Origin of the sequence: Sutterella wadsworthensis (assembly GCF_003315195.1) — a bacterium.
GTDB lineage: Bacteria > Pseudomonadota > Gammaproteobacteria > Burkholderiales > Burkholderiaceae_F > Sutterella > Sutterella wadsworthensis.
In genome coordinates this window covers 30,135-45,643 of record NZ_QNRV01000018.1, presented here as the reverse complement: position 1 = coordinate 45,643, position 15,509 = coordinate 30,135, and the positions used below count along the sequence as shown (strand labels likewise).

Sequence of the window (15,509 nt, the reverse complement as noted above, 5' to 3'; positions counted from 1 at the left end):
CTGAGTCGCGCGCTTATTCATTGCCCTAAGCCTACCGAGGGATGCGTCGCTCCCTGACCGATTGAAGCGTGTCCCGCCTGCGGCTGACCCGTCGCCGACTGCAAGCGCCTCGGCGAACGTTGACCATAAAGGCGGCAGCGCTCGGTATGCGGGCCGCCTTCAAAGCCCTTAGGCCAAACTCGATTCAGCCGTTGGCAGAACCCTGTTTATTCACATCCAGCTTTCATTTTGAGCCGCTGTGCGGCCCGCAATGCGGCCGTAGACCAAGCAGTCTGTGACGGCGCAGGAGCCGAGGCGAACAGCACCGTGCACGCCGCCCGTCGCTTCGCCGGCAGCGAAAAGGCCTGGGATCGGTTCATCGGTCGAGATATCGAGCGCTCGCGCCTGCATATCCGTATAGATCCCGCCCATGCAGTGATGAACTTTAGGCACCATTGTCGAAACGTACCAAGGTCCGGTTCCCATTGGCTGAGCCTTCTTATTGACATAGCGTTTGAAATGCGCATCTGTGCCGCTCTTAACGGCTCCGTTCCATTCCTCGACACTCTTTCGAAGACCCTCAATATTGATCTTTTCACCGGCGGCGAGTGCTTCGAGCGTTTCATACTGCTTCACGCAGCCTCGTTCGAGCATTTTCTGCAGCAGGCCGGGGCGAGAAATGCCCATCGGTTCGACGCCTTTGGCATCCGCTATCGCGTAGCAGTGAATGCCTTCATTGAGGAGCGTCATGATGGCGTCGGCTCGAACTTTCCGGTTGGCAAGTTCATCCACGAAACGTTCTCCGGTCTTATCCTGCACCCACACGCCGAACATGGCCGCAGCGCCCTGAGCAAAGAAAAGCGCAATGCCCATCCCCTTTTCGACGGGCGAGGTCCAAGGCGCACACTGGATCCAGTCCGTTTGAATCAATTGGCAGCCGATGCGGGCAGCCTCGCGCCAGGCTTCAGAGGTAGCGCCCGGCTGGCAAGTGGTGCCGAGTTTCTCCGTGAGCTTCGGATCCTGAATGGAGCGGTATTTGATATCAGCTCCGAAGCCGCCGTGGCAGAGTACAACGGCTCTGCGGGCGGCGATGAACTTCACCTTCCCCGAATCGGCCTTCGGGAAGCTGTAGCCCTCACGAACTTGAACGCCTTTCACTCGGCCGTCGGCATCCCGAATAATGCGCTCCAAATAAGTGCGGGTGCGCGGTTTGACCGCAAGCGCTTCAAGCTTGGCAGCTTCCTTGAGGACAATGCCGGAACCGGAGCCGTTTTTAACAATCGCGCAGCGCGGCACGGAATGACCGCCTTCCTGCGCCACGCGCTCCTCGACCCATTCAACGCCGAGCGTTTGGATGGTCCACTCCCAGGTCGGGAGCGCCTCTTCGCAGAGGTGCCGCACTTTTTCGGGCTGGTTGAGACCGCCCCCTTCGGTCATCATGTCTTTGGCCATGAGTTCCGGCGAGTCTTCGAGGCCTTCTTTTTTCTGCATGGGTGTTCCCGGAACGCCCATGATGCCGCCGTTGATGATGGAATTGCCGCCGATGACGCGCATCTTCTCCAATACGCAGACAGAAGCGCCGGCCAGCCGAGCTTCAATAGCGGCGGCAAGACCGGCAAACCCGGAACCGATGACGACAACATCAAACGTTTCATCCCACTTTTCGGGCATCGGATCAAAAGCTTTGGCAGATGCAGATGAAGCGCCGGCAAAGAGTGTTGTGGTAAGCGCAGCGGTTTTAAGCCACTTGCGCCGAGAGAGGTTCGGCATGTCATTCTCCTTTTGAATGGCCGCAGGCAGTCGGGAGCCTGCATATGCTCATTTTCGGCGCAGACGGTGAAGAATGCGTTTATCCGTTTGCGGTCTGCGTGTTTTTCCTGAGCTCATTTTGTAGTTTGTGCTACAGACGAAATTTGTCTTGCTGATCAACACTCTTCCTTTGAAAAAGAGCCTGCGTCTCTAGGGACGTCCGCTGATTCAAAGGAGAGCAAGAATGAAACAATTCGCGATGACGGCTGCTGCCGCGGCAGCAGTCATGATGATGAATCCTGCATTTGCTGCGGATGCGGCTTATGAAGCCGACCTCTGCGTAATCGGCGCGGGTGCGTCCGGCACCGCAGCTGCCTGGGCAGCCGCCGAAAAGGGCATGAAGGTCATCACGCTTGAAAAGTCTGGTCTTCCGGGCGGCACCGGCAAATATTCCGAAGGCATCTTTGCCGTTGAGAGCGCTATGCAGCGCAACTGGAACTACGGTCTCACCAAAGACGAAGCATTCATGAAAATCATGAATTACGGTCACTGGCGCGGCAATGCGCGCATGGTCCGGGCCTTCGTTGACCGCTCCGCCGACACGATTGACTGGATGATCAAGAACGGCGTGAAGTTCGAAAAGCTCTTTTCCAACTATCCCAACGGTCTGTACACCTGGCACATTTACGAGGGCCGCGGTGCGGGCTGGATCAACCTCTTTATCGACAAGTATAAGAAAGCCGGGCAGACGCTTCTGACGAACACTTGGGGACAGAAGCTCATTACCGAAAACGGCCGCGTGGTCGGCGTTGAAGCGACGAACAAAGCGGGCGACAAGATCACCATCCGTTCCAAGGCGACCATCATTGCGACGGGCGGCTTCTTTGACAACAAGACCATGCGTGAGAAATATCTCCGCTTTGCCGATGCGGACGGCCTCGCGCAGACGGGCAAGACCGGCGACGGCATCCAGATGGCCTGGGCCGTTGGCGGCGGGAAGGAAGGCACGGAGGTGCAGGCCTCTTATCGTCCGGGGCCCCGCGGCGTTTCCACGACCAATCAGGTCAGCGCTACCGCCAAGCAGCCGCATCTCTGGCTGTCGCCCAAGGGCGAACGGTTCTGCAACGAAGAAATCATGCTCGAATGGCCGTTTGCCGGCAACGCCCTGGAACGCATCGGCGGAACGATGTTCGTGGTCTATGACCAGAAGACGCTTGATCATATGGAAAAGGACCAGGGCATTGACCTCGGCGTAGGCGTAATGGTGCCGGTCGGCACTAAGCTAACCGAGTTCCAGAAGGACTGGGATGGTGCGGTGCAGGCTGGCTGGGCGTTTAAGGCGGATACGCTTGACGGGCTCGCGAAAGCGACCGGCATGAATGCCGATAAGCTCAAGAAGACAGTGGCGGAATATAACGGCTACTGTGACGTTCGTCACGATGCTGAATTTGCCAAGGACCCGAAATATCTGCGCGAAGTGAAGACCGGTCCTTTCTATGCAATCAAGTCCGTGGCGAGCTCTCTTGGGACCTTGGGCGGCATTAAGGCCAATGAACGCTTTGAAGTCGTTACGCCCGAAGAAGATCCGATTCCAGGGCTTTACGCGGCCGGAAACGATGTGGGCGGCATGTACGGCGACTCGTATGATCTTTTGATGGCGGGCTCGACGGTAGGCTTCGCCGTTAATTCGGGGCGCATCGCAGTGGATTCTGCGGCAGAGTACATCCGCACTCTGAAGTAACGTCATTCCAGTCAGATCGAAGCCATTCGATCTTCATTCGGCTAAGCTCAAACGGCTTCTTGGTCTCATCACCTCGGAGCCGTTTGCCGTTTAGGCCGGCAGCGGGCATTTCGGCACGGGATTCTCAATCCAGTCGTCAACGGCGGCAAAGAGCTGGTCGGAAAAAAGCAGTTTTCGCCCGTCTCGGCGAACAAGATCTGCTTTCATCCAGGAGGACATCTGTCGGGCAACGCTCACGCGGTTGAGGTTGACAATCTCGCCGATGCGTTCGGCAGATATCGTGAGCGGCAGTCTGTGCCAGCCGCTGCTGGGCGACACATTTTTTGCTCGGCAGAGGGCTTTAGCACAGATCACAATCCGTTCGGCAGGCGGACGAATGAAGTTCGCCGTCATGCCTTCCAGAATGGATTCCTCTTTGGCAATGACGGAGCGGATTTCAAGCTGAGCGAGTGCCGGATCCTTCATCAGTGCGGCGGTGAGCACCGCGGGCGGCACGACGCGCACGACGCTTTTTTCAAGCGCCCGCGTGAATACATTGCAGCGTGTGCCCACGCTGGCTGTAAGGTCGCCCATCGCGCGGCCGGGGAGCAAAACAGAGAGGATCGTCGGACGGTGATTTTCCGCTTCCGCAGCGTAATAAGCGCAAAGCCCCGACTCCAAAAAGAAAAGTCGCTGGGATTCTCCGCCGCGTTTGAGGAGTTCGCCTTTGGCAACCTCGCGGCGAATGCCTTCGGTGAGGAAAAGCCGTGCGAAAGGAGCGGGCTCGGCCGGCAGAAAGTAGGGAAGCTGCTCGAAGATGCGTCGCATGAGGCGGCTCGGTGCGATGAGAGTGAGGAACTGACTCCACTATAGAGCCAGAATGTTCAATGATGGCGTCAGCGTTGTTAGGATAGAAGTGACAGACCCTGATAGTTTGTGCTTAACAATGTCTTGTTCCAGAATTTTTGCTGTTCGGCGGGTTTCCCGTGAATATGGTTTTTTCCTTGCAATGGCGCTGTGTTTGTAAACCATCTTCGGGAAAGCGAGCAGAAAGGAAGACAGGGGTGTAATTAAACCCCAATCATTTGTATCCGCCAAAAATCGCACTGTGCCGTTATGATCCGTGCAGCTTTTGGACAGCCCGCTTTGCCTGCAGAGATGCGGCTGACATTTATTTTTTGCAATTCATCAGCTTAGACACCGATTGGAGTTGAATATATGGCAATTACTGAAACCGCTGCAGCCTCATCCGCAGCAGCAGAAGCGGCCGATGCTGCTGTGCATGGGCCTGATTTGTCGATGGGTACGGAACACCTCACTGACGCCATTGCCGATACGACCAATTACTTTGTCGTTTTCTTTGAAAAGCTTTTGGAAGGCCTCACTTGGGGCAATGTCCTTTTCCAGCTCTGCGTTATCGTCGTTGCCGTATTGGCCGGCCTGATGTGTTCAAAGCTTGTGCGCAGCGTCGTTGCCCGGCATATGCCGCCGCATGAGCTTAAAGAGCGGTTTACGCAGCGCATGAAGCGTCTTGCGCTGAGCGTTGTCAATGCCATTGCTTTCGGACTTGCGGCCGGTTCCGTAACGGCGTGCTGTGCCTACGGCGCTGTGATGATGGGGTATCAGGCATCCAGTCTGGTGCTCTTAAAGGTCGCCTACAGCTTCTTTTATGCCTACTCACTGCTTGCAATCGTTTTGGGACTTCTGCAGGCAATGGTGGGTTCGAGCATCATTTCACCCCGCATTACGAAGTCGATCGTCGTCACGTTCTGGATTTTGGCGATTCTGCAGTTCTTCGGGGTCCTCACGCACCTCGTTGATGTGCTTGACGCGACGGCCATTCCAATCGGTTCGGGCAACATGACCGTATGGAAGCTCTTTATGGCAGTCTGCTCGGTCCTGCTCACCGTTGCTGCTGCTAATTGGATCAGCGAGATGATCGAACAGACGATCACCGATGCGAAGAGTCTGACGGGCAACATTAAGGTTGTGCTCGGCCGCGTTGTTCGAATTTTCCTGATGGTGATCGCGGTCATCATCGGCTTGGGTACGGTCGGCATTGATCTCACTATTCTCTCGGTCTTCGGCGGTGCGCTCGGCGTCGGCTTAGGCTTCGGACTCCAGAAGATTGCTTCGAATTACGTGTCGGGCTTCATCATCCTGCTCGACAAGTCTGTGAAGATCGGCGACCTCGTAACGGTCGGCGGCTTCACCGGCAAGGTGACGGAAATCAATACGCGCTTTACGGTCGTGAGGAGTGCGGGCGGCGTTGAAAGCATCGTTCCGAATGAGTCGTTCGTTACCTCGCAGGTACAGAACCTTTCCTATTCGGATTCGCCGACGCTTCAGACGGTTGAGATCTCAGTGGCTTATAACGCCGATGTGAAAAAAGCGCTTGAACTGATGCTCGATGAAGTCGGCAGAGATCGCCCTCGTATTCCGAAGGACCGCAAACCCTGGGCTTCCGTTTCGCGATTTGCAAGTTCAGGGATTGATCTCAATGTCAATTTCTGGGTTGAAGATCCGGTGAACGGCACGGCAGGCATTAAGACCGACATCATGATGAATCTGCTTCGCCGATTTGCTGAAGCCGGCATCGAAATTCCATACAACCGTCTGGAGATTGATATTCTCAACAATAAAAATAAGGCACTGGAAAATCAATAAATAACAAATAATAAAGTCTTCCCATTTATTCCTCCATGCGCTGCGGCATTGGAGACTTTGGCATGGGGCATAGGTGGGAAGACGCCGAGGAGGCCTCGGTTCTTCGTATAGAAGAACGCTCTTACATCTTCAGTATTCCGTTTTAGGTGAGTTTCCTTCAGTGTGCCGGCATTAGAGCCGGGTCATTGGCAGGAAACCATCAATGATGTACGGAAGTGCAAAGCTTTGAATGCGATAATTGCTTTTTTAAGCTGCGATATTTTTGTCTTGATGCCTGGAAGGTCTATAACTAAAACTATCCTTCTTTTAGCTTTAATTTATTCTGTGATCGCAGAGGGTTATTTCTGTTTTATAAGAATAACCAGGACCATTTCATTAAATGGGAATCATTAAGCTCTTTTCCACAGAGAATATTTAGGCACATAATATTTGTTGATGGTGCACCGGTTCGTTAAATTCTTTGGCACCTGTTTATCACATCACAGAAGTATTTCATGGTGGGATATTCTTGTGTATTCATTTCTTTGATGAATACGATGCCGTTGATGGCAAAATATTCTTCTAATGGCAGAGGAGATGTGGATTAGGGTGTCGATTTAGGAGTGTTGACAAGTAATCTATGGTGTTTTCTTTTCGTATTTCTGCTTGTATTTGTTTTCCTTGACAGAGATATTTCGTATCTATAAAGTCAGCTAGCGCGAAAATGAATTTTCGTCTTTATAAAACCTAAGAAAAATTGCGCGGATGGCTGTATTTGTGCGGCTGCTGATGCCTTTATTTCGTAGTTCAAATTTTTGAACTTGGATACGAAGTTGATTATTTCTCTCCAGATTCAAAGACTTTTATTTAAATATTTTATAAGGGGAGAGTAGATGAAGTACGGAAGGTTTACTGCCTTAGTATTGGCTCTTAATTTGGTTTTTGATGGTGTTGCATTTGCGGGTCATAATAATGATATCGAAATAAACTCTGACCGAAACTTTACCAACAATGAAACGATCACTTCAGATAAGAGAACTATTATTGGATCAGGAGTAACGATAACAATTGCTCCAGATGCTGAACTTCGCTTAATCAACAACAATACAACGAATGACCAAGCCTCGGTGGTTGAGACAGGTTTGACAGGCGCTTCTGACATAGCGTTCAACGGCGGAAAGCTAATACTCCGCCGTGAAGGGGATGGCGTGATCATTCGAGCGAATGGCGGGACGACTTCGGCTTTGACGTTTAATACTGAAAGTACTCTTTTAAACGGTACCGCATCCAGAGGCATCGATGCAGACAAGTCAAGCCCTGTCGTCTTTGCTGATGGTTTTACGCTCAATCTTGATCGTTCAGGAAGCACTACGGGGCGAGATGTGGCGGGATTGAGATTAGCGCAGCGAGCTCATTTGAACACGACATTTGCTGACGTAAAATTAACTGCTGGAGACAGCGATTCTAGTTTGACTGGCATCATTTTGGATGATGGTGTTTTGAGTGCGAATAAGCTCAATATAGACATTAATGGCCGTAATTCAAAATCTCTAAAAAAATTTTATGGTTTTAATATCAATAACGATAGATCCCGTAAGGAGGGTTTGAACTTTTCAGCTCCAATAAAGATTTCGCTTCAAGATGCTCTTAATACTGATGCGATAGCACTCAGATTGGTAGGTTGGTACGATTATCATTTTGCCGATTCACTCCAACTTGCAGTGAAGAATACTCATCATGCTTATGGCTTGTATGTCGCCTACGCTGACGCAGTGAATTTGAACGATGATCTGACCATAAATTTCAGCGGGAATACTGAATCATATGGTATTTTTAATTCTAATTATAATTATTATTATGGTATTTCTCCTGATGATGAAGAAAATCAGAATATATTAAAAATTAAAACTGCTGCTATTTATAATGAAGGAGGAAAGTCCACTGCTGTTTGGACGAGAGATGATTCAATTACAATTATCTCAGAATCGCTTACAACCAATGCTCAAGAAGCCTTGTACGCAAGAGACCAAGGTATTATTGAGGTACAAAGAGACTTCGTCACGACAGCAGAATCGATGATTTCTGCATGGAATAACGGAACTGTCATTATAAATAGTTTGGGAAAAGGAAAAGTCCAATTCACTGGTGTTACGAGATTTCAATACGTCGGCAGGACGTTTGGAGGGCTTTACCTTACCGTTGGTTCGGGAAATGCTGATGAGAATTCTTACTGGAATGTGACTGGGCTTTCTCAGCTTTCAACCCTCACGATTGCTCCCAATGCTTCTTTAAACTTCCTCTTGACTGCCGAAGCACTTTCTGAGTTAACGGCCAACAAGGCTTTGATAACGGCTTACGGAACGGTTCCGGTAATACTGCATTCGTCTGCTTCAGCTGCCGGAGCAAGCACTATCACGTTGTCAGGAGCTGGTCTTAATTTGCAGGCTGGTGATGAAATTCGTCTTATTGAAAGTTATGCTGGTGTGGCTTTGGATGACGAACATAATCTTTTGACTGCCGGCACTTCTTTGAATGAACTTAAAGGCAATCTCAATGTAAAGCACATGGCATCCCTCTCTCGCGTGCAAGAAAGTGACCTCACCAAGGATGACTACGATCTCACGATGAAGAGCAGTTACTTATTGACGGCAACTATCAAGAACAAGCGTCCGAATATTGACAAAGTTAACGATCAGACCAATGCGCTGATGCAGTCGAGCATCGCGTCAGCAGCAGCAATGTACGCTGCCGACGAACTTTTGATCGATTCCACAATGAAGTCTCGGCAGGGTGTGCGTCAGACCGGCCCCTTTGCGGCGGCACGAGCAGGAAAATACGATTTGGATGTTGCCGGAGCTTTAGACACCACAGTGACTTCAGGTCTTCTCGGCTACGCTTTCAACCTGCGGGATTCTGAAGTCGGGGCCTTCTTGGAAATGGGACATGGAACATACGATACCCGCACAGCCGCAACGACTCTCGTTGGAGAAACGAAGGGCGACGGCAAACACAACTATGTGGGCTTCGGCGTCTATGGCAATTACACAACACCAATGGATTGGCTGCATGTCACGGGGTATGTCAAGGGCGGCTGGCTGCGCAACGAATTCTCTGTGCCTTTAGCAGGGGTAAAAGTTGACTTTGACCGTACCAGCAATTATTGGGGAGCTCACCTCGGTGCATATGGTGAATTTCAGGCTTCGGAAAAGTTTAAGAGCCGTACGTTCCTGAATTACTTCTACGATGGCCGAGAAAGTGAGATGCATACCGCTTCTGGTTCTGCTGAGGTGGCTGGAGCCAAGTTCCATTTTGCGTCGTTCAATTCGCATCGGGCACAGTTGGGATCGGTGTTTGAGTATGCTTATACGGCTGACTTGCGACCCTATATTGCGTTAACTTATGAATACACATTCAAGGCCGATGCAAAAGGGCGCGCCGCCGATCAATACGGTGATTTGGCTTTAGATGGTACCGATCTCGAAGGCAGCACCGGTATTGTCTCCCTGGGCTGGACGTATCAGAACGAAGCGAGAGACTTTGAGTTTGATGCCGGCATGAACGGATACGCCGGCAAGCGCCGCGGCATCAGTGCGCAGCTGCAGGCAGCTTGGAAATTCTGACCCCGGGCAGGGCGGCTGCGGGCTGCTGAAACAACCGCGTTTGGCGTCCTGAACGCGCGGTTAACGGATCCGTCCGTGAGCGGAGTGTTTTTTAGGAGGCCGTTTCAGTCCAAGCAGCGCGAACCTATCGCGCTGCTTTTTCACTGACGCACCGCCCATCCATGGAATTTCAAATCCGCAGTCTTTTGAGTCTTGACACGATTCATAATCATGAGCCTTACTGAGGCTCCCGTCGCGGAGGCAAAGACGACACTGCTTTGTACTGGGCAGACGATCCGCGTCCGCCCATTTTGTGCTGCCTGAAACCCAGTCCAATTCAGACACAAATGTATTCATGGAACAATATTTCATCCGTCAATAGAATTGAGACTCAATTCCGCTCTGCTGCCAATGGACTGGCAAGCAGGCGGGCCGATGAGGACAAAATGACTACTTATAGCAACAAAAAAATGCGGGAGAACCTCGGCAAATCCATTGACGAGAAGAAGCTCCAGACGATGATGGAATTGAAGCGCGCGTACAACGCGGGCGAAATCACTCTCGAAGAGGGCCGCAAGAGAGCCAAGGCAGAATTGGGCACCTTGGAGCCCTATGAGTTTGCCGTGGCCGAACAAGGTCAGCAATCGCTCGATCCCGATGAATGCCGCAAGGAAGACATTCAGGCGATGATTGATCTCTTCAGCGACGTGCTCTCCACGAAACGCCCAGAGCTGCCGGCCGATCATCCGCTCTCGCACTATTACCAAGAAAACGATACGCTGCGGGGGATCCTGAAGGAGATCGAGGATCTGGTGCAGTACCCGCTGATCAAGAACCAGTGGCTTGAGCTCTACGACCGCTTGGAAAAGTACAAGATCCACTTCAGCCGCAAGCAGAATCAGCTCTATTCGGCCTTGGAGCGTCACGGCTTTGATCGCCCGACCGACACCATGTGGCTCTTGGATGACTTCATCCGCGATGAAATCAATAAGGCCCGTTCGCTCCTCGATGCCGACAAGGACGATGAATTCATCGCCATGCAGCAGACCATTGTCGATGATCTGCGCGACTTGATGGCCAAGGAAGAAACGATTCTCTATCCCACTTCCTTAGCGCTCATTCCGGCCGCAGAATTCGAGCAGATGAAGGCGGGCGATCGGGAAATCGGCTATGCCTGGGGGCAGACTGCGCAGCAAGCCGAGCCCGTCAAGGCAGCGCCGGAAGCGAAGGCAGCCGATGGTGATTTGGCTGCCGACTTGGCTGCCTTGCTTGCAAAATACGGGCACAAGACAGCTTCGCCCCAGCAGACGTTTGATGTCAGCACCGGAAACCTCACGCTCGATCAGATCAATCTCATCTATCGGCACTTGCCCGTCGACATCACCTATGTCGATGAAAACGAGATTGTCCGTTTTTACAGCGACACCAAACACCGCGTCTTCCCGCGCAGCAAGAATGTAATCGGGCGACAGGTGCAGAACTGCCATCCGCGCACGAGCGTGTTTGTCGTCATGGAGATCATCGAGAAGTTCCGCTCCGGCGAACAAAGCAAAGCAGAGTTCTGGATCAATAAGCCCGGTCAATTCATCTACATCATCTATGTTGCGGTGCGCGATGCAGAGGGCAAATTCCGCGGCGTGCTGGAAATGATGCAGGACTGCACCAAGATCCGCGAGATGCAGGGCTCCCGCACGCTTTTAAATTGGGAAAACAGCGTCGAGCGTCTGCACCAGATCCAGGAGCCCGAAGCCCCGGATGCGCAGAACCCGGCTGCGGAGAGCGCCGCTGCTGCCCCATCAGAGGGAGCGAAAACCGTTCCGGAAATCACTGCCGAGACTTATTTAAAGGACCTCATCAAGGATTTCCCGGCGCTTAAGGAGCGCATGGCGCGCATTTCGCCCAAATTTAAGCTCCTGCAGACGCCGCTCGCCCGCGTCATGCTGCCTCACGTGAAGATTGCCGACATCAGTGCCCGCAGCGGCATGGAAGTGAGCACCCTCATTGCTGCCATTAAAGAGCAGATCGAGGGGATCATCGCCGGGAAGCCCTAGTGTGGTTGGCGGCCTCCTGATTTCACTGGCGAAAGCGAAATCCTCCCGCTGGTACAGTCCCAGCGGGAGGAACGAGGAAACATGAGGTTTTGTTTCTGCCGTGAATGACGGGAGGCTTGCTCACTAAAAAGGGGAAGTCCGCCGATATTTTTATTCATCCCATGAAATTTAAAAATATATCCGGATTTCCCTGACACCTTCGGGCCGCCCCTCAAGGATGAGGAGGTCTCTCAGCATCAAGCGATCTTGGATGTCGGCTTGACGCGGGCAGGGTTCTGCTCTCGGAGGTGCGGTTTTCCGTGCGGCGCCGGCGTTGTGGCCGCCAACAACATAGGCGCGGGTCGCGCCTAAGAGCCTATCCGGAGCAGCGGTCTGCTGCTCCTCAAGCGAACCGGCCTTGTTGCGAGAGACGCGCAGCTCAGCAGCAGGAACCCATTCGAAGAGATCCCCAAGCACCAAAAAAACGCGTAAGGGCTCCGAAGGGAATTTCCGTCCTTCAGAGCGGAAAGGCTCTTAAACGGTGATTGGCGGCCAGCGTTCAGACGATTTTATCTTTGCGTATCTGTATGACGGCGCAGTTAAGGGCTTCATTGCACTTTTCGAAGTTCTTCACGCCATGAGGAATGCCGGTTTTAAACGCGAGAAAATTCCTCTCATCAATCGAAAATATTCGAGCTTGAAGAATATCCAGAGAATGATAAATCTGGATCTTTAATATCTTCAAAGCGTAATTAACGATATTATTCTAGTTTCTAAATATTAATCTATCGTAATAATTTGTTTTTTTTCAGTTAAATTTCTTTGTCATTGTTGTTATTTCGCTAATTTGTGATTAAATTTTTATTTAGGGTTTACGCTGATTTTTTATCAAAAAATGGAAGATTTTGTCTGTTAGATTGAAAAATGCTCAGGGTGAAAATGGGCGTCTTCAATGTAAATATGAATGTCGTTTTCATTTTGTCCTGAAGTGCCTATGGCTCTGTGCTTTGAAGCAAAGGTTTTTTGGCAGAGCTGATGAATTTTCAACCTAAGGATGATTTATGAAAAAGGGAAATCTTTCATCTGTAACACTGGCTGTCAGCCTAGTGTTCGGTGGTAATACTATTGCGGCAAACCCGTGCATCGATAAAAGCAGGGACTTTGAGGAAAGCGAAACTTATTCTGTTGACGGTGTCGATACGGTTCGTTCGAAACGAGCAGATCAATTGGTGATGATAAAAATAGATCCCGAGGAAACGCTGACTTTACAAAACACGAATAAAGAGAAGGGGTCAAGGGTTATTAAATCCGAAAAAGGCAATATTGTATTTTTCGGCGGTAATTTGATTTTGCAAAAATCTGATGACTCAACAAATTACGGCGACAGTGATTCCTATAACAGACACTTCATACGTGTTTCTGAGGGCGCTTTGCTTACCGTCGATACTCAAAGTACTGTGATGGAAGGGTCTGTAGCTCGCGGAGTTGTGCTGTCCGGAACGGGACTTTTCACTAGGGGTTTTACGATGAACGTTGATCGATCCACAGTCGATTTGAGTCCGCAGCGAACTTTTGGAGCGGACGTTCGGCCTGACGGATTCCTGAATACGAAATTCGCCGACATAACGATGACTGCTGGAGCCCAAGATCCAAAAATGAATGGCATCAGGGTCTGGCATGGCGGCAGATTCTCTGCCGAATCGCTCAGTCTGCAGTTTAATGGCAGCGGTTCGAAGAATCTGGAATATATTGATGCTTTGTACGTGGGACAGGGTGATGAATCCAAGTATAAAAATCCTGCCGAGCAAATTACGATTTCGGGTCCAATACGCATTTCTATTCAGGATGCTCCTAATGCAAGAGGCTGCGCTCTAGCGCTCCTTTCTAATCGCGATTATTCCATTGCAGGCAAAACTGATATTTCAGTCAGTAAAGCCAAGACCGCTTATGGACTGTATGCCTTTCATAGGGTTAACGTTTTGGATGAGCTGACGATGGATTTTCGTGACAATACTGAAGCGATCGGCATTCGTGCTGCGAGCGAAGCAGATGTCACGGCGAAAGCGGCCAATATTCAAATGTCCGGAGGCATTACACAAGCTGTGTATTTGAAGAATGCGGCTAAGGTGACGGTGACGGATTCACTGACAACCAATGCCTCCCAAGCTTTGGTAGGCATCGACAATTCCGCAGCGGATATTCAAAAAGACTTTGTTACGCTGAGTCAGTCTGAGATATCTGCAGAAAACGGTGCCCGCATTTACATCAACAGTACAAAAAAGGGACTGGTGCAGTTTTCGGGGAATACTCGCATAAGCGACAACGGTACGATTGCTATGCATGTCGGTTCTGGTACTGCGGATAAAAACGCATACTGGAATATTACCGATCGGTCTCAGCTCACTGAACTCTCTGCAGCACCCAGTGCAAGTTTGAACTTTCTGCTGACCCCAGCGCTCTTGTCTTCTCTCGGTCCAGACGAGGCGGTTGTTTCTGTGAAGGGTTCATCCCCTGTTTTGCTGCATTCTGATGCCGGCAAGTCCAGCTGCATCACGCTTTCCGGGACTGCATTGAATTTGAAGGCGGGCGATGAAATTCGGTTGATCAATAGCTCCAACGGCATTGCTTTAAATGATTTGACCAATCGTCTGGCAGCGGGGACTTCCGTCAGTGAACTCAAACGGGATCTCAATGTGGAATCCGTTAAGTCTTTAGCCCGCGTCGAAAAGAGTGAACTCACCCAAGACGATTACGATCTTTCGATGAAAACAGAGCAAATGCTTATTGCGAAGATCAAGAATCGGCGGCCGAGCAAAGACAAGGTGAACGACCAAACCAATGTTTTGATGCTGTCAAGTCTTTCCTCAGCAACGGCGCTTTTTGCTGCGGATGAACTTCTCATTGATTCAACGCTCAAGTCTCGGAAAGGAACTCGGCAGCCTGGTCCCTTCGCCGCGGCACGGGTAGGCGGCTACGAGTTGGATGTTCGCGGCGATCTGGATGAGACAATTGTGTCCGGATTGCTGGGATACGCCTTCAAACTGCAGCAGTCAGAGGTCGGTGCCTTCTTGGAAATGGGGCGCGGCACATATGATGCGCGTTCTCCTACGACTTCACCGATAGGACATGTCAAGGGAGACGGCAAGAATAACTATGTCGGCGTCGGTATTTACGGCAACTGTGCCGCGGCAGTTGATTGGCTGCACTTCACGGGTTACGTGAAGGGCGGGATGATTCGGAGCGAATTCGATGTGCCAATTGCTGGAGTGAAGGCTGAATTTGACCGCACCAGTGCTTATTGGGGGGCTCATGCGGGCGCCTACGGCGAATTTCAGCTGACCAAAAAACTGAAGAACCGCACCTTCCTGAATTACTTCTATGATGGCCGTGAAGGCGAGTCATATAAGGCTGCCGGCTCGTCGGAGGTTTCAGGCGCGACTTTCCACTTTAATTCGCTTAACGCTCATCGGGGACAGTTAGGCACTCTGATGGAGTATCAGTATGACCGAAGGATGCATCCGTATGCGGCGCTCACCTATGAGTACGCCTTCAAGGCCGATGCCAAAGGACATGCTCAGGATCGTTACGGAACATTGGTCTTGAATGAAGCTGATTTGGAAGGCAGTACGGGTATTGCGTCTCTTGGATGGACATATCAGAACTACGCCAATACCTTTGACCTCTCCATTGGTCTCAATGCCTACACTGGTGTCCGCAAAGGCTATAACACACAAGCCCACGCGAGTTGGAAGTTCTAAAAAATCCGTCCGTACAGACTGCTGATAC

The 15,509-nt window shown here is 51.1% G+C and carries 7 protein-coding genes; 5 read left to right on the top strand and 2 right to left on the bottom strand.

Going from position 1 to position 15,509, the window contains the following annotated elements; all coding sequences use genetic code 11:
• Positions 1–210: 210 nt before the first annotated feature.
• Positions 211–1,749, bottom strand: coding sequence for an FAD-dependent oxidoreductase (locus tag DES29_RS08045; RefSeq protein WP_113854704.1), 1,539 nt, complete (start codon positions 1,747–1,749; stop codon positions 211–213).
• 223 nt (positions 1,750–1,972) lie between these two features.
• Between DES29_RS08045 and DES29_RS08040 the strand changes: the two genes are divergently transcribed.
• Positions 1,973–3,469, top strand: a complete 1,497-nt coding sequence (locus DES29_RS08040) for an FAD-dependent oxidoreductase (protein ID WP_046446438.1) — start codon at positions 1,973–1,975, stop codon at positions 3,467–3,469.
• 90 nt (positions 3,470–3,559) lie between these two features.
• Here DES29_RS08040 and DES29_RS08035 read toward each other — a convergent pair whose 3' ends face one another.
• Positions 3,560–4,276, bottom strand: coding sequence for a Crp/Fnr family transcriptional regulator (locus DES29_RS08035; protein ID WP_021995307.1), 717 nt, complete (start codon positions 4,274–4,276; stop codon positions 3,560–3,562).
• A 390-nt stretch (positions 4,277–4,666) separates the two neighbouring features.
• On the opposite strand from DES29_RS08035, the gene DES29_RS08030 reads away from it, so the two are divergent.
• From DES29_RS08030 to DES29_RS08005, 4 genes are all read left to right on the top strand, one after another.
• The gene (locus tag DES29_RS08030; protein ID WP_005428926.1) at positions 4,667–6,115 is read left to right on the top strand and encodes a mechanosensitive ion channel family protein; all 1,449 of its coding nucleotides are present in this window, start codon (positions 4,667–4,669) and stop codon (positions 6,113–6,115) included.
• Between the two features lie 872 nt (positions 6,116–6,987).
• On the top strand, positions 6,988–9,714 hold the full coding sequence (locus DES29_RS08025; RefSeq protein WP_113854703.1) for an autotransporter outer membrane beta-barrel domain-containing protein: 2,727 nt from the start codon (positions 6,988–6,990) through the stop codon (positions 9,712–9,714).
• A 425-nt stretch (positions 9,715–10,139) separates the two neighbouring features.
• Entirely contained in the window at positions 10,140–11,744 is a 1,605-nt protein-coding gene (locus tag DES29_RS08020) for a DUF438 domain-containing protein (protein WP_236578934.1), read from the top strand.
• A 1,040-nt stretch (positions 11,745–12,784) separates the two neighbouring features.
• Positions 12,785–15,481 (top strand): autotransporter outer membrane beta-barrel domain-containing protein, encoded by a 2,697-nt coding sequence (locus DES29_RS08005; RefSeq protein ID WP_113854701.1) that lies wholly within the window; start codon positions 12,785–12,787, stop codon positions 15,479–15,481.
• The last annotated feature ends 28 nt before the right edge of the window (positions 15,482–15,509 follow it).

What these genes read in the sequence shown, in the direction of transcription:
- DES29_RS08045 (WP_113854704.1), bottom strand. Translation starts at nt 1,749, where the DNA reads ATGCCGAACCTCTCTCGGCGCAAGTGGCTTAAAACCGCTGCGCTTACC.
- DES29_RS08040 (WP_046446438.1), top strand. Translation starts at nt 1,973, where the DNA reads ATGAAACAATTCGCGATGACGGCTGCTGCCGCGGCAGCAGTCATGATG.
- DES29_RS08035 (WP_021995307.1), bottom strand. Translation starts at nt 4,276, where the DNA reads ATGCGACGCATCTTCGAGCAGCTTCCCTACTTTCTGCCGGCCGAGCCC.
- DES29_RS08030 (WP_005428926.1), top strand. Translation starts at nt 4,667, where the DNA reads ATGGCAATTACTGAAACCGCTGCAGCCTCATCCGCAGCAGCAGAAGCG.
- DES29_RS08025 (WP_113854703.1), top strand. Translation starts at nt 6,988, where the DNA reads ATGAAGTACGGAAGGTTTACTGCCTTAGTATTGGCTCTTAATTTGGTT.
- DES29_RS08020 (WP_236578934.1), top strand. Translation starts at nt 10,140, where the DNA reads ATGACTACTTATAGCAACAAAAAAATGCGGGAGAACCTCGGCAAATCC.
- DES29_RS08005 (WP_113854701.1), top strand. Translation starts at nt 12,785, where the DNA reads ATGAAAAAGGGAAATCTTTCATCTGTAACACTGGCTGTCAGCCTAGTG.